Source organism: Streptomyces sp. E2N166 (genome assembly GCF_003671715.1).
Taxonomy (GTDB): domain Bacteria; phylum Actinomycetota; class Actinomycetes; order Streptomycetales; family Streptomycetaceae; genus Streptomyces; species Streptomyces thinghirensis.
This window is the reverse complement of the sequence record NZ_RAIF01000012.1, coordinates 775,423-788,941: the sequence shown is the minus strand read 5'-3', so window position 1 is coordinate 788,941 and position 13,519 is coordinate 775,423. Positions and strand designations below refer to the sequence as shown.

Sequence of the window (13,519 nt, the reverse complement as noted above, 5' to 3'; positions counted from 1 at the left end):
CCTGAGGGGCCCATCGGCACGCGGGGATGGACCCAGCCATTGGTCCGCGTTAGCAACAGGGCCCGGTGCCTCCGCAGATCCACAGACGAGGGGTGGCACGGTGGTGAGCCGAGGGTGGCATGACTTCGAAGGCTTGCCGCGCCTGTGAAACGCAGCCTGCTCACATTCGTAGATCATTTACGGGTTAGTCGTTTGTGACCAGCTGGCTGAGCGTCGCGGTGTGCGTCTGCTTGAAGGCCGTCTCTCGTGTCCGCACGCTGCGCACAAACTACTCGTACGAGCTGACCGCGACGCTGGGGGCCCGGGTTGTCGGACGGGGTCTATCGGCGGTGGGCCTCCTGTCCGCGAGCTTCCCGGCTGAGACCAGAGCCGCGAGAGTGCGCCGGCTTGAGGAACCAACGGCGGGCCGAGATGAGCCACCAGGCGCCGCAGAAGCCGACGACGACGCCGACGGCGATGGGCGCGTAGTTGAAGTTTTGCGCGGTGATTGGTGACGTCTGCGGCAGCATGAACAGCACGGTGATTACCAAGACCCATGCGATGGCGATCGTGCCGACGACGGTGGACCAGGAGCCGAGGTGCCAGGGGCCGCGCTCGAACCTGTCGCCCTGGCGCAGCCGGAGGAAGGTGGGGATCACGTAGGCGATGTAGAGACCGATGGTGGCGATCGAGGTGACGGCCGCGTACGCGGTGCTGTTCCACAGATAGGGCAGGCCGAGCGCGAAGGCCCCACCGGTCGCGAGCCAGACGGCGTTCGTGGGAGTGCGAGTGGCCGGGTTGAGCTTGTGCCACGTCCTGGAGAAGGGGAGCGCGCCGTCGCGGGAGAAGGCGTAGATCATTCGGGAGTTGGCGGTCACTGAGGCCATGCCGCAGAAGAGCTGGGCGATGATGATGACCAGCAGCAGCCACTTGCCGGCCACCGCGCCAAGGGCGTCCATCAGGATCTGCGCCGGTGGCACCCCGGTGGTCGACTCGAGCGCGCCCGAGTAGGAGTGGATGGCGTAGGTGAAGCCGAACAGCAGGACGAAGCCGGCGGCGAGGGAGACGAGGATCGAGCGGACGATGCCCTTGGGGCCGGCGGTGGAGGCGTCGATGGTCTCCTCGGTCATGTGGGCGGAGGCGTCGTAGCCGGTGAACGTGTACTGGGCCATGAGCAGTCCGATGAGCACCACGTAGACGCTCGACGAGAAGCCGGTGTTGTTGACGAACTCGCCGAATACGAAGCTGGTCGACTGATGGTGGTCAGGGATGAGCACTAGGGCGCCGCAGATGACGACGACGCCGAGGATGTGCCACCAGATGGACACCTCGTTGAGGAAGGCGACGATGCGCACGCCGAAGGTGTTCAGTACGCCGTGCAGGGCGAGGATGATCCCGAACAGCGTGATGGTGTGGCCGGGCGTGGCGGCGTAGCCGAATTGCAGGTCCAGTAGGGCGTTGAGGAAGGTGGCGGCGCCGAAGTCGATGCCTGCGGTCACGGCTATCTGGCCCAGGGTGTTGAACCACCCGGTGAACCACGCCCATGCCGCGGCCGTTCTTGCGGGCGCCATGCGGTGCGCCCAGAAGTACAGGCCCGCGCTGGTGGGGTAGGAGGAGCAGACCTCCGCCATGGACAGCCCGACGAAGAGCGTCATGAAGCCGACGAACAGCCAGCCCCACATAATCACCGCTGGCCCGCCGGTGTTCATTCCGTAGCCGTAGAGGGTCATGCAGCCGGACAGGATGGAGATGATCGTGAAGCTGACGCCGAAGTTGGCGCGGCCCGACATGGAGCGGGAGAGCGTCTGCTGGTAGCCGAGTTGCTTCAGGCGTTCCTCGTCAGAGACGCGAGAGACATCGAGGGGCACGGGATTTCCGTCCTTCGTTCGTTTAAGGGGTAGTTCGAGGGTTCAGCGGCGTCGGCGCCGAGGTGGGCTGTAGGCCCAGGCGCGGTGCCGCAGGAATAGATCGCGGGCCTGTCCGCAGTACGACCAGGGGACTTGTGTGGCGTACGGGCCGATCGCGTCGAAGACCTCCAGGGCCTCGCTGTGACGGTTCGCGAACGACAGGGCGTGAGCCAGGTAGTTGGCGTCATCCGCGAAGCAGGCGTGCGGTCGCGGGGCGCGGTAGCGCCACCAGCCCTCCAGCACGTGGTCGATCTGCGGGCAGTCGACCCATGGATGGATGGTGAGCCCGTAAGCGTCGCGGTCCTGCTCCTGGCGGGTCCGGTGGGCCTCGGCGATCACCACGAGTGGCAGAACCGCGATCGGCAGCCCTTGAGGGGCGATGGCCGCCTGCTCCTCGGCCCACCACATCGCCTCGCCCTGCTCTCCGTGGTAGCGGGGGAGCAGGAAGGTCACGACCTCGTGGTGCGCCTCGCGATTCCATCGGTCGCGCTTGATGATCTCGTCCCACACCGCGTTCAGGGTCTTTCGGTTCGGGGCGTGGGTGCGGAGCAGCGCGAGCATCACGACCAGCGGCGCCACGTCCTCCGGCCACGTTTCCAGGGTCGCGCGACAGGTGGCCCAGGCTTCCTCCATCAGGCCCCGACCGCTGCTGCCTGGCCCGGCGATCATGGCCCGGAGGGCCTGAACGTTGGCCAGGAGGGCGAGTGCGTGGGGCGAGCGCGGTTCGGCCCTTGCCCAGGTGTCGGCGAACCGTAGGCGGGCTCCGGCCTCGGCGAGTACCTGAAGGCGGAAGATCCGGCGGTCCCAGTCCGTGCCGGTCGCCGCCAGCAGATCCCGTGCCCCCTCCCAACGGCCCATAGCGGCGTCCTCCACCGCCGGCCGCAGCGCGACGTCGTCGCGCGCCGGGTGCTGATCGAGCGGGACGCTCTGGTCGCTCCGGTGCCGGGCAATCACTGGACCCGCCAGGTCATCCGAGGTTCGTCATACACGAACCCGAGCGACGTATAGAGCGGCTCTCCCTCTGGGCTGGCCGTGAGGCTGATGCGCTTGCAGCCGCGCACGGCCATCCAGCCCATCAGGGCCGTCACCACTGCCCGGGCATAGCCCCGCCTGCGGAACTCGGGATCGGTGGCGACGGTGCTGATGTCACCGTTGAACGGCTTGCTGCTCCCTGGGCCAGGAAGTCGAGGTAGAAGAAACCCCACCGCACAGGACGCCACGCGGCCGGGAGCCGCATCCACCACGAACGCGGCGGCCGTGTCCGGGCCATCGAGCATGGCAGCGAACACCTGCTGGCACTCCTTGACCCACGGCCCGTCCGGTACATCCCGGGGCCTGCTCCAAGGCACCGCCGGGCAGGTCAGCGATAGCTGGCGCAGGCGGGCCAATTCCCCGGCGTCGGCGGCCACCGCCCGTCGCACGGGCACGCTCACAGCCGTTCCTCCCGTTCAGAAGTGTGTTCTTGATTGCGGCGGTGCCCGTGAGATCCGTATCCTGCTGGACAACGCGTTGATGGAGACGAGTAGCCCGGGATCACGCGAGTCGAGAGAGCCGCCGGAAGCTGGAAAGGCGGCCTCGCGCCCCGAGGCGAAGACCCTCCTGAGCGCGGGGAGGAACGACCCCGTTCGGTGGTCCAATGCCCCGCCGGTTGGCCCCCGTCAGCGGGCCCGAATGAGGCCGCCACGCTGTGGCGGCGAAAGTGCGGTGGCACCGCGAGTTGCCCTTCTCGCCCGCACTCCCAAGGGATCATGACGATGTCCTTCGGAGGACCGCAATGATCCAAAGCCGCGTACACGTCTCTGACCTGCGAGAACACGTCGGCCGTACCGTCACTGTCTGCGGGTGGGTAAACACCCTGCGCCTGCAGCGCAAGATGCAGTTCGTCATCGTGCGGGACAGCACCGGCATGGTGCAGGTGACCCACAAGCGTGACGACGGGCCGCTTGAGGCCCAGCTCGAAGCTCTCACCCCCGAGTCCGCAGTCAAGATCACCGGCCGTGTCGTCGACGCCGAGCAGGTCAAGCTCGGCGGCCTGGAACTCGTCCCTGAGTCGGTCGAGGTCCTGAACCTGGCCGCTACGCCCCTGCCGATCGACGAGCACACCGGCATTGAGCATCGGCTGGACTGGCGCTTCCTGGACGTGCGCCGTCGGACCGCCACACAGCTGATGTTCGCCGTGCAGACCACCCTGGAACAGGGGATGCGCGAGTACGCCTACGCGCAGGGCGCCACGGAGATGCACACCCCCAAGCTCATGGGAACGGCCTCGGAATCCGGAGCGGAGGTCTTCAAGCTCGGCTACTTCGGCCGCAGCGCCTACCTGGCGCAGTCGCCGCAGTTCTACAAGCAGATGGCAATCTCGGCTGGCATCGAGAAGGTCTTCGAGATCGGCCCCGTCTTCCGTGCCGAGCCATCGTTCACCTCCAGGCACGCCACCGAGTTCACCGGCGTCGACGTCGAGCTCGCCTGGATCGACGGCGTCGAGGACGTGATGGCGTTCGAGGAGCAGATGCTCGCCCACGCGATCGCGAAGGTCGCCGACTCCCACGGTGAGGCCATCCGAGAGCACTTCGGTGTGGAGATCACTGTCCCGACGACGCCCTTCCCTCGCATCACCATGGCCGAGGCGCACGAGATCCTGCGCAAGGGAGGGTGGGACCCGGAAGGGATCAAGGAGGACCTGGACCCGGAGGGCGAGCGCAGCATCAGCGCCCACATCCAGGAGGCCACCGGGCACGAGTTCGTGTTCATCACGCACTACCCGGTGAGCATCCGGCCCTTCTACCACATGCGGCCGGCCGACGACCCGAGTGTGACTCTGAGCTTCGACCTGCTGTGGAAGGGGCTGGAGGTCACCACCGGCGCACAGCGCGAGCACCGGTATGACGTGCTGCTGAAGCAGGCCGCCGAGAAGGGCATGAGCCCAGAGCCGTTGCAGGACTACCTGAACGCGTTCCGGTACGGCTGCCCGCCGCACGGTGGCCTGGGCATGGGCCTCGGTCGGGTGCTGATGGTGCTCCTCGGTCTGGAGTCGATCCGCGAGGCCACCTTCCTCTTCCGCGGACCGAACCGTCTCACGCCGTAACCGGCTGATGGGCGCGTCCCACGACACGGGCCGATGCCTCGTGTCGTGGGACGCGGTCTCAGTAGCGGACGCTGCGCAGGTCATGCGTCCACGCCTCGGCAGGGTTCTTGTCCCAGTAGGCCCGCAGTGCCAACTCCCGGTCGGAGAAGCGGCCCTGGTGGCACAGGCCGCCGTGGGAGAGGGTGACGCTCATGGCGAGCGACGACTCGGTGGTGACCCAGTGGGGGGTCAGGGCATGGCTCCACAACTGGTCGCCGGGCCGCATGACGACCGACTGGCGGTCGGCCGCGTCATGCTCGGGCGGCTCCTCACCCGTCGTCTCGCCGATCACCGCGGCCTCGGCTGAGAGGTGCTTGTCGGGTGTGAGGTAGCTGTGGAACGTCTTGGTGCCATGCACCTGCCAGACCAGGCCGTGCGAGTTGTCGTTGTGGTACGTCGAGGACGCGCCTTCGGTGGACAGGAAGAGGATCGGAGCCAGGCGCTGCCAGGTGAAACCCTGGGCGGACAGATGGGCGCGCCAGGGGATCATTACCTCGTCCTGGAAGCCGTGCAGAAGGTCGTCGTAGAAGCGGCTGAGGTTGAAGTGCACCAGCCGGAACGGCCACGTGACGATCTCTTCGAGCGGGGCGGTGCAGAAGGCGGCGGTGCGGTCCATGCGCACCTGCCAATCGTCGTCCCCGAGGATCGTGAAGCGCACTTCCGCGTCCCGGCGGATGTGGTCGAGGACGTCGATGGCGGGCAGGAACGTGTAGTCGAAGGCGACCTCCAAGGAGAAGTTCGGTGGTTGCCGCCACCGATGTGTGAAGTCGTCCGGTGTCGTGATCGTCATAGGGCGGTCCATGGAGTCGTGTACGTAGCACCGTTCACGCCGGCGCGGCGCACGACGCCGTGCGGTCGTCGGGTGCGGCGGAGGAGCGGCAGATTGCAGCGCAGTCCGGGGTCACGCGGTCCTGCGCCGGATCGGTCAGGAACTGTCTGATGCTGGCCCGAGGTGCATCGACGCTGACTGATGCCTGGCCGTAGGGACAGCGCCGTATGTGACCGTCCGCGGACACGTACGCGGTCGCCGAGCGGCACGACCACCGCTCGCCCCCCGTCGGTGGCAGTTGTAGATCCCGGAGCTCGCCGAGGTAGGCCCGGTACCGATCGGACAGGTTGAAGTAGCGGCTCAGCACGTCGGCGTCCAGATGCTGCTGTACCAGATAGTCCTGGACCGACTTGCCGTCCCGGCGCAAGGCGCGCTCGTCGAGGACGACGGGGCTGAACTGGACCTCCACGCCTGCCTCGGACACGAGGTCGGCCAGCTCCTGGCACTCATCGTCGCTCAGGCCCCAGCAGGTGACGTGGAGGATCTTCGTCTCGGTGCTGATGGCGCGTAGCGTGGCGATGCCCGAGGCCGCTGTGCGGGTCGTGCGTCCCAGCAGCATCGCGCCTTGTGAGTCGGCGGACACGGTCACGTTGCTCAGTAGGTGGGTCACGTGGGAGAGGGCGATGACCTCGGCCACGGAGCGAGCCGAGGTCACCATCGACACCGACATGCCGAACTGGTGCGCCAGCCGTACAAGCTGCCTGAGCTGCGGATGATGGGTGGGCTCGCCACCCGTCAGACATACGCCCTCTACGCCGGCTTCCCGCAGCCGCGACAGTGTGCGTGTGTACGTCGCGGTGTCGAGAAAGCCGTGAGCTCGGTCAGCGCGGAAGCAGAAGCCGCAGGCCACCTTGCAGTGCCCGGCCGTGGAGACCAGCGCCGTACGGACTTGGACGCTCATTGCACCCCCGTGTTGTCCCACACGGCGATCTCCACGGTGCTCGTGTAGAACGCGCACATCTCGGGATCAGGGCTGGTGCCTCCGACGAGGGCCTGTTCGTTGCGGGAGGGGCCGCCGCAGATGGCGAGCGCCGGGCAGTTCCCGCACTCGGGGATGGGCGCGACGTTCTTCGCCACACCAGCCAGTTGTCCTGGATCAGCACGCAACTCGTCCAGGGTGTGCAGGAATGACGGCTCGGTGAAGTTGATGTCGCACAGGCTGACCCGGTTGCCGGGCAGCAGGGCGGCGTTCAGACTGCGGTCCCCCTGCATGTGGTCGAACAGCATCGGCCGACGGGTGTCGAGGGCCTGGAAGGCGCGATCGAGGACAGAGAACAGCATTCCGCCGCGACCCAGGGCGGCCAAGCGGGCCTCGTAGAGCTCCTGAGCCAGGTCTGCGCCCTTTACCTGCCAGCGGCCCGCAGTCGGGATGGGCGTGTTGACGTAGATGAACTTCAGCCCGAGGTCATCGATGATCCACCGGACCGTTTCGGCCAAGCGCCCGATGTTCGCGGCCGTCGGGGTGAGGTTGCAGCCCACGTGCAGCCCCTCCGCTTCGACGAATCGGCTGACGTTGCGGCGAATGCGGTCGTCAGCGGGCTTTCCGCCGAGCAGGAGGCGGTGGGCGGAATTGATACCCGGGGGGCCGTCGATGGAGATGCCGACCCCGTACTCGTACGCGACGAAGTGGTCGAGGGCTTCGTCGGTCAGACGGGCCCCGTTGGTGACGACCGTGCGCCGGACCCTTGCAACGCCGTAGCGGTCGGCGAGGGTGTCTGCGAACTGGTCGCCGTACTGCATGAGGTCGAAGCGGATCGTCGGCTCGCCGCCGAACCACTGGATGGACACCTCTTCCTGGCCGGCGTTCTGCTCGAACAGGAACTCCAGGCCCTCCGACAGCTCCTCCTTCGTCATGTCCGGCTTGCCGGTGTTCGTATCGACGAAGCAGTACGTGCAGGCCATGTTGCAGCGGTCGGTGAGCACTACGCGCAGACCGCTGATGCGGTGAGGTGTGGCGTCGAGCCCAAGGAGTCGAAGACGGTTACGGAGTGCTTCTCGCCGGTCGGCCACGGGGCCGTCGGAGGTGAAGCCGAGCCCTGCGAGGGCTTCATGAGTCGCGGTCGGGGGGACCCCGGCGAGGTCGTGGACCTCGCCGGAGTCGATGAACACACTGTCCAGCTCGACCGGGTCGAGGAGAACTGCTTCCCCGTCCCGCTCGTACTGGAAGTACTTCCCCCACAGCATCCGGGGGACGGCCATGTTGCTCAGGCCGCCGTTTCCTCTTCGGCGATCCCGAGCTCGCCCATGACCGCGCGGACCTTCTCCTCCGCGGTGGCCTGGAGCTTCGCCGAGGTGGCCGGGGAGCCACCGTCGGCGAGGACGATCACGCCCGGCAGGGTCGGGTTGGGGGCGATGACCGTGATGCCGGCGGGGTCGGTGCCGATGACCATGATCGCGTCTTTCAGCTCGACCCAGTCGGTCTGCTCCTTGAGCGCCTCGATGATGCGGCCCTGCTTCTCCTGGAAGGAGGCCCGCTCACCCATCCACACGCCCGCCTTGGACTTGGAGTCCACGACGTCCGCGTAGATCAGGTGATCCTTCTTCTCTCGCCTGGCTTGAGGCACGGTTGATCCTCTCTGTGTGTCGGACGTGCTGGAACAATCACTTGCATCCGCCGGAGACCGGCGGGTGCCGCCCCACGGGGAGTGGGTGGGGCGGCGCCTAGCCGCTCTGCGGCAGCTCCCACGGGGAGGAGTTCGGGCCGCAGAGCGAGTCCTAATGGGGGCCTTCGCGCTCCCGGCGCGCCTTGATCAGGGCGCGGTGAAGCCCGGCAGGTGAGATCACGGCACGGGGGCCGGTGGGCAGCCGGTACCAGTGGAGACCGGGGCCGGACGTCCGTTTCGCCGACGGGACCAGGACGTGGCAGGACGGTCCCAACGCGACAGTGCCCTGTTCCTCCCACCGTTCAGCGGTGCCGACCGGCGTCAGGAAGTACATGCGCGGCTCACGGCCGCCGTCGTCGAGGACGACGGAGCCCACAGGGAGCCCTTGCTCCTCGATGAGTTCTACGGCCCTGCGGCCCAGATGTTCGGGTGCACGGATGGCGTCCCACCACGTGCCGGCGGGACACAACTCCGGCTCGCTGCCGAGAGGCATCCACCTTGGCAGTCGAGTGGTCGGGATCGCGTCCGACATAGGAAAGGCCCCCTCACAACTGAGTGTGAGAGGACCATTCCACTCTGGAGGCGGGTGTGCGCGGACAAACTGTCCGCACCCAATTCAGGCCAAGTCCCGCGAGAGTAAAGGGAGTTGTGCTACGCGACTCCGGCCCAGGTGCCGAACGCGGACAACTCGGCTGACGGGTGCGTGTCCATGCGCAGTAGCGAGCCGAGCGTTTCGCGCACGGATGGGTGGAATCGCGTGTGGTTCGGCGCGATCTTCCGGGCTCGCCTCAGCTCTGCGAACGCTCCGCCGCGGTCACCTTCCGCCAGGCGTGCGGAGGCGACGTCGATGTGATGGTGGCTGGATCGCTCGCCCACCGTGGAGGTCGGTGGCACCCAGGCCGCTCCACCCTGTCCCCATTCAGTGAGGTGGGCGAGGGCCTGCTCGCTGTCCCCGGTGTCGATCAACGTATGGACCGAGTGGATCTTGATGTTCGTGGGACCGAAGCTCATCTCGTAGGCCAGGCTGTCCCGGTTGCCGGCCATCAGCGCGACTTGCTCTGCTTCGCGCAGAAACTCTTCTGCCGCGTCGGGGTTGTTGTCCCGCGATTCAACGACCGCCAGCTTCAGCAGCAGTGCCCCGTCGACCGCGAGCGCGTCGTCGGTGTACGAACGCTCCGGCTGGGCCCGCTCCAACTCGTGCCGCAGGCCCTTGAGCTTGCGACGAGCCGACTCGGTGGCTCCCTGCCGCAGCATCGACCCCGCCACCAGGAACCCGGCGGTGAACTGCATGAGCGGGTCACCACTGCGATCCGCTGCCCACCTCACCCGCTCCAGCGCCGTATTGCCGAGGTCGTGGTGCCCCATTTTGTGGGCCAGGCTGTTGACGGCGCGGTAGGCGCGGGCCAGATGCCAGAACGCCTTCTGCTGCTCATCGCCACGTGCGCTGAGAGCAACGTGGGTCAGTTCTGTGATCACCGGAGGGAGCAGCGGCCCCATCGGCACGTACCGGGCATCACGCCGGAGAGCTGCGATCTGGTCCACCTCGGAGGCCAGGACCGGCAGAGCGCGCGGACGCGTCTCCAGCTCATCTGGGGTATCGAAGCACAGCAGGATGCGCCTCAGCTCCGGTATGACGGCGTGCACGCCGTCCTCCGCCTCGGGGTCCCCGTAGTACGGCTGACCGGTCAGGACCTCGGGGCCGAAGTGCAGGGCCCTCGACAGCGCGAGAATCAGGCTCGGCGTCGCCTTCCGCGCGCCGGACTCCAGCTTCTGCACCAGGCTGGGGGAAATCGCGACCCGCTGGGCCAGTTGCGCGGCGGACAGTCCCCGCGTCTTGCGTGCCACTCGGAGTCGGTCCCCCAGCATAACGCTCTCATTCACGTCGGCTTCCCCTCGCTGATCGGAGCATTGTGGCCAGAGTACGTATTGCGAATGGTGCCCAGAAGGCCCGTCGCCAAGAGTTAACGGACCGACGGAGTAAACGCGCAGATCCACGCCAGGACGTGCGTCAGGCACGGGGCCGCCCACTGGGGCTCCGTTCCCGACGCCTCGAGGTGTCCGACACTGCTCCTAGCGTCGGCTGAATGGATCAGACGAACGACACGGCCACCGCCCGACGCGTGCAGATCAGCGCGCGGGGCGGTCGGGCCGACATCGAGATCGAGGGCACGCGAATCGATCCGAGCGCCGTCAAGGCGTACTCGGTCAGCCACTTCGCCGGGGAACGGCCGGAGGTCCTGCTGCACGTCGCGGACCGTGGCGACACCCAGTGGTCCGGTCTGGCCCGCGTGGCGGTGGCCGACCTACCGGACCCCGGTCCGGCGGCAGCCGTGTTCCTCGACGCGATCGACCCGGAGGCTTTGGAGCGCGCCGCGCTGGCCCGCCCCGACCTCGGCACCGAGCCGTACTCGCTGACTAAGGCGATGCTGACCCAGCTTGTGGAGTGGGCTCGTGGCCTTTGACGTGGAGGGTGCGCGCCGAGTCGTCGGCCGCATCCTTGACGACAAGCTGGAGGTGTGGCGGGACAGCGCGGGCCGTACGGATGACGTGCTGGACGAGGCCACGGGCCGGCTTGTGCCGCCCGCGCCGGACGAGGAGCTGGTCTGGGATGGGCTCGGCGCGGTGATGCCGCTCGGCCGCCCGGCCATCACCCAGCCCGTGGGAGGGTCGGTCGCCGTGGAGCCGCCGGTCACCGACTATCAGGCCGTGCTGCCGGTGGAAGCCCCGGTGCTGCGGCGCGACGACGTGATCCGCGTGGCCGGTTCCGTGCGGCCTGGCGGTTCCCGCGACCCGCAGTTGGTGGGCCGTCGGTTCCGCGTCTCCGACGAAGCGGTGGGCACCTACAGTGTGGTGCGCATCGTCAGGGTGCAGGTGATCGACTGATGGCCCCGGCGAACCCGCACCCCAACGCCCACCCGGACGCGACCGCGTTCCGTGATCCGATCGCGCTGGCCGCCGCGCTGGCCCGGATGGGTCCGGCCACCCGCGCCCGTACGCGGACGATCACGCGTCACCACGCGATGCTGCTGCGGGTCCGCATCCAGCGGAACGCGAGCGGCAGGCCCGGACCGAACGTGATCACCGGGCAGTACCGCGCCTCTTGGGACGTGCGGATGCGCTCTGGCGGCGGCGAGGTTACCGCCGAGGTGTTCTCTGACGCCCCGCAGGCGCGACGGCTGGAGTACGGCTTCGTCGGCGTGGACAGCCTCGGGCGGCACTACCGGCAGCCGCCGTTCCCGCACGTCGAGCCTGCGTTCCGGCAGACCGAACCGGCGTTCATCCAGGCCCTGGCGGACGGGGTGCTGCCGTGATCGCTCGTCTTCCGGTGACCCGCGCGCTCGCCGCCCTCCTGGAGCACGTCACGGGCCGCCCGTGCGGTGTCGGTGAACTCCCGCGTGCGCAGGGGAAGTCCGGTTGGGAGCCCGCGCCCGTCCCGTACACGATCCTCGACTCGCTGCCCGCCGAGTTCGCGGGCCCGCCCCTGTGGGACTGGCACGCCGATGCCTCCTGGGCCTACCAGGTCACCTCGGTCGGGGAACGGGCCGATCAGGTCGAGTGGCTGGCCGACCGTGTACGCGCCGGCGTCGTCGGCCGGACCGACGGAAGCTGGACCCACGACCTGCACGTTCCCGAAGCGCGCGTCATTGACCGGGAGTTGACCTACGACGCCGGAGGAGAGCCCTCGGTGTCGGCGGCAGGCGCTATCGTGTCCTACGTGCAGCGGGTCACGATCACCGTGACCCCAGCATGAAGAATCGATTCTTCTGATCCTCACCGCGGAGGCCCGCGCGGACGCTAGGCCCCAGGCCAGGCGAACCCCCTTTGAACCTCAAGGGGCAGGGCCTCGGCACGGGACGCTGCCCCAGAAGTGGGAGCGGACCTGTGTCCACGAGCACGAAGAAGACCCAGACCCGATTTCTGCGGCGCGGCATCTCCAAGATCCTGTGGTCGAAGGACCTTAACGACCCGAAGTACCCCAGCCGCCGAGAGATCACCAACGCCTTCGGCCTGACCGACGCCGTCTCGGACATCGAGGGCTGGGCGCTGGAGAACGACCCCATCGAGACCCCCGACATGGGCTCGACCTTCAACTCCTCGATCCCGGGCAACGACAAGGCCGAGAACTCCAGCCTGACGTTCTACGAGGACCGCTTCTCCGACGAGATCGAGCAGCAGCTCCCCAAGGGCGCGAAGGGCTACGTCATCCTGCTTCGGAAGGGCGACCTGCCCGGCTCCCGTTCGGTGGACGTGTTCCCCGTGCAGGTCGCTACCCGCGCCGCGACGTACAGCACTGGCAACGAGGCCGCGAAGTTCAAGGTGGACTTCACGATCACTGACGAGCCGTGCCTCGACCGCCCGGTGCCGCAGGCCCATCCCCGTCCGCTGCCGGATGAGGACTGCGACGACGACCACGGGCACGGCCACCACGACGGTGACCACGTCGATGTGACCGTGGTCAGCACCACGAAGACCAAGACCGAGGCGATGGTCCGCGAGCACGACGCTGACGAGGGCTGATCGTGTCGCGCCCCGCACAGGCCAAGCGCCCGTCCCCCTCCGCCACGTCGGCGGAGGGGGCGTGGTCGGCCAAGATGGAACGGCTCCGCCGCCGCGCCCGGCCGCAGAACCGGCTCCGTATCTGCGATGACGCTGAGCTGCGCCAGCGGTACGACGAGGCTGAGCAGGCTGCCCGCCGTGCACGGTTCGTCGCCGAGGCCAACCCGGGTGACGAGCTGGCCGCGCGCCAGGCAACCGACGCTGATGCGGCGCGGGACCAGGCCCTGGCGGCGCTCGACGCCGTCTCGGAGTTCCTGACCTTCCGCGCGCTGCCGCGCCCGGTGCTGGAGGAGCTGATCAGCGAGCACCCGCCCACCGAGCAGCAGGCGGAGGAGGGGGCGATCTTCAACGCCGACACCTTCCCCGCCGCGCTGGTGGCGGCGGCCTCCGTGGACGGCATGAGCCGTGAGGAGGCCGAGGAGCTGCTGAACGGCTGGTCTGCGCCGGACGCCAACGCGCTGTGGGACGCCGCCTGGCAGATCCAGCAGGAGAGCCGGGTCGAGCTGGGAAAAGGCTGAGC

At 68.1% G+C, this 13,519-nt stretch carries 16 protein-coding genes; 7 read left to right on the top strand and 9 right to left on the bottom strand.

Annotated features, from left to right (window positions below; translation table 11 throughout):
- Nucleotides 1-320: 320 nt before the first annotated feature.
- The 3 genes from EBH09_RS11360 to EBH09_RS11350 all read right to left on the bottom strand — a co-directional run bounded on the left by EBH09_RS11360 (nucleotide 321) and on the right by EBH09_RS11350 (nucleotide 3,319).
- Nucleotides 321-1,847: an amino acid permease gene (locus EBH09_RS11360; protein ID WP_238697272.1), complete on the bottom strand. Its 1,527-nt coding sequence runs from the start codon at nucleotides 1,845-1,847 to the stop codon at nucleotides 321-323.
- Nucleotides 1,848-1,889: 42 nt separating this feature from the next.
- Nucleotides 1,890-2,744, bottom strand: coding sequence for a hypothetical protein (locus EBH09_RS11355; RefSeq protein ID WP_073752968.1), 855 nt, complete (start codon nucleotides 2,742-2,744; stop codon nucleotides 1,890-1,892).
- A gap of 92 nt (nucleotides 2,745-2,836) precedes the next feature.
- Nucleotides 2,837-3,319 carry a GNAT family N-acetyltransferase gene (locus EBH09_RS11350; RefSeq protein WP_202977427.1) on the bottom strand — a complete coding sequence of 161 codons (483 nt, stop codon included), beginning with the start codon at nucleotides 3,317-3,319 and terminating at the stop codon, nucleotides 2,837-2,839.
- A 341-nt stretch (nucleotides 3,320-3,660) separates the two neighbouring features.
- Between EBH09_RS11350 and aspS the strand changes: the two genes are divergently transcribed.
- Nucleotides 3,661-4,971: an aspartate--tRNA(Asn) ligase gene (gene aspS / locus EBH09_RS11345; RefSeq protein ID WP_073751581.1), complete on the top strand. Its 1,311-nt coding sequence runs from the start codon at nucleotides 3,661-3,663 to the stop codon at nucleotides 4,969-4,971.
- A gap of 58 nt (nucleotides 4,972-5,029) precedes the next feature.
- Here the strand turns inward: aspS and EBH09_RS11340 are convergent, their stop codons facing one another.
- The 6 genes from EBH09_RS11340 to EBH09_RS11315 all read right to left on the bottom strand — a co-directional run bounded on the left by EBH09_RS11340 (nucleotide 5,030) and on the right by EBH09_RS11315 (nucleotide 10,308).
- Nucleotides 5,030-5,800, bottom strand: a complete 771-nt coding sequence (locus tag EBH09_RS11340) for a hypothetical protein (protein WP_121746868.1) — start codon at nucleotides 5,798-5,800, stop codon at nucleotides 5,030-5,032.
- A gap of 34 nt (nucleotides 5,801-5,834) precedes the next feature.
- Entirely contained in the window at nucleotides 5,835-6,740 is a 906-nt protein-coding gene (locus EBH09_RS11335) for a radical SAM protein (protein WP_121746867.1), read from the bottom strand.
- Nucleotides 6,737-8,038, bottom strand: coding sequence for a radical SAM protein (locus EBH09_RS11330; protein WP_121746866.1), 1,302 nt, complete (start codon nucleotides 8,036-8,038; stop codon nucleotides 6,737-6,739). The genes EBH09_RS11335 and EBH09_RS11330 overlap by 4 nt, the downstream gene beginning before the upstream one ends.
- A 5-nt stretch (nucleotides 8,039-8,043) precedes the next feature.
- On the bottom strand, nucleotides 8,044-8,403 hold the full coding sequence (locus EBH09_RS11325; RefSeq protein WP_121746865.1) for a hypothetical protein: 360 nt from the start codon (nucleotides 8,401-8,403) through the stop codon (nucleotides 8,044-8,046).
- 151 nt (nucleotides 8,404-8,554) lie between these two features.
- Complete coding sequence (locus tag EBH09_RS11320) at nucleotides 8,555-8,935, bottom strand: hypothetical protein (protein ID WP_238697271.1); 381 nt, start codon at nucleotides 8,933-8,935, stop codon at nucleotides 8,555-8,557.
- Between the two features lie 158 nt (nucleotides 8,936-9,093).
- Entirely contained in the window at nucleotides 9,094-10,308 is a 1,215-nt protein-coding gene (locus EBH09_RS11315) for a helix-turn-helix transcriptional regulator (RefSeq protein WP_274595135.1), read from the bottom strand.
- A 218-nt stretch (nucleotides 10,309-10,526) separates the two neighbouring features.
- Here EBH09_RS11315 and EBH09_RS11310 point away from each other — a divergent pair, with 218 nt between their 5' ends.
- From EBH09_RS11310 to EBH09_RS11285, 6 genes are all read left to right on the top strand, one after another.
- Nucleotides 10,527-10,904, top strand: coding sequence for a hypothetical protein (locus EBH09_RS11310; protein WP_121746862.1), 378 nt, complete (start codon nucleotides 10,527-10,529; stop codon nucleotides 10,902-10,904).
- A complete protein-coding gene (locus EBH09_RS11305; RefSeq protein WP_153182630.1) occupies nucleotides 10,894-11,325 on the top strand; it encodes a DUF6093 family protein in 432 nt (143 codons plus the stop codon). The genes EBH09_RS11310 and EBH09_RS11305 overlap by 11 nt, the downstream gene beginning before the upstream one ends.
- Nucleotides 11,325-11,753: an HK97 gp10 family phage protein gene (locus tag EBH09_RS11300; RefSeq protein ID WP_121746860.1), complete on the top strand. Its 429-nt coding sequence runs from the start codon at nucleotides 11,325-11,327 to the stop codon at nucleotides 11,751-11,753. The genes EBH09_RS11305 and EBH09_RS11300 overlap by 1 nt, the downstream gene beginning before the upstream one ends.
- Nucleotides 11,750-12,193, top strand: coding sequence for a hypothetical protein (locus EBH09_RS11295; protein ID WP_153182629.1), 444 nt, complete (start codon nucleotides 11,750-11,752; stop codon nucleotides 12,191-12,193). Before EBH09_RS11300 ends, EBH09_RS11295 begins: the two co-directional genes overlap by 4 nt.
- Nucleotides 12,194-12,324: 131 nt before the next feature.
- A complete protein-coding gene (locus EBH09_RS11290; RefSeq protein ID WP_121746858.1) occupies nucleotides 12,325-12,960 on the top strand; it encodes a hypothetical protein in 636 nt (211 codons plus the stop codon).
- 2 nt (nucleotides 12,961-12,962) lie between these two features.
- The gene (locus tag EBH09_RS11285; RefSeq protein ID WP_121746857.1) at nucleotides 12,963-13,517 is read left to right on the top strand and encodes a hypothetical protein; all 555 of its coding nucleotides are present in this window, start codon (nucleotides 12,963-12,965) and stop codon (nucleotides 13,515-13,517) included.
- The last annotated feature ends 2 nt before the right edge of the window (nucleotides 13,518-13,519 follow it).

Excerpts from the sequence above, each read along its gene's own strand:
- EBH09_RS11355 (WP_073752968.1), bottom strand. The coding sequence starts at position 2,744 with ATGGGCCGTTGGGAGGGGGCACGGGATCTGCTGGCGGCGACCGGCACG.
- aspS (WP_073751581.1), top strand. The coding sequence starts at position 3,661 with ATGATCCAAAGCCGCGTACACGTCTCTGACCTGCGAGAACACGTCGGC.
- EBH09_RS11340 (WP_121746868.1), bottom strand. The coding sequence starts at position 5,800 with ATGACGATCACGACACCGGACGACTTCACACATCGGTGGCGGCAACCA.
- EBH09_RS11335 (WP_121746867.1), bottom strand. The coding sequence starts at position 6,740 with ATGAGCGTCCAAGTCCGTACGGCGCTGGTCTCCACGGCCGGGCACTGC.
- EBH09_RS11330 (WP_121746866.1), bottom strand. The coding sequence starts at position 8,038 with ATGGCCGTCCCCCGGATGCTGTGGGGGAAGTACTTCCAGTACGAGCGG.
- EBH09_RS11320 (WP_238697271.1), bottom strand. The coding sequence starts at position 8,935 with ATGCCTCTCGGCAGCGAGCCGGAGTTGTGTCCCGCCGGCACGTGGTGG.
- EBH09_RS11315 (WP_274595135.1), bottom strand. The coding sequence starts at position 10,308 with ATGCTGGGGGACCGACTCCGAGTGGCACGCAAGACGCGGGGACTGTCC.
- EBH09_RS11310 (WP_121746862.1), top strand. The coding sequence starts at position 10,527 with ATGGATCAGACGAACGACACGGCCACCGCCCGACGCGTGCAGATCAGC.
- EBH09_RS11300 (WP_121746860.1), top strand. The coding sequence starts at position 11,325 with ATGGCCCCGGCGAACCCGCACCCCAACGCCCACCCGGACGCGACCGCG.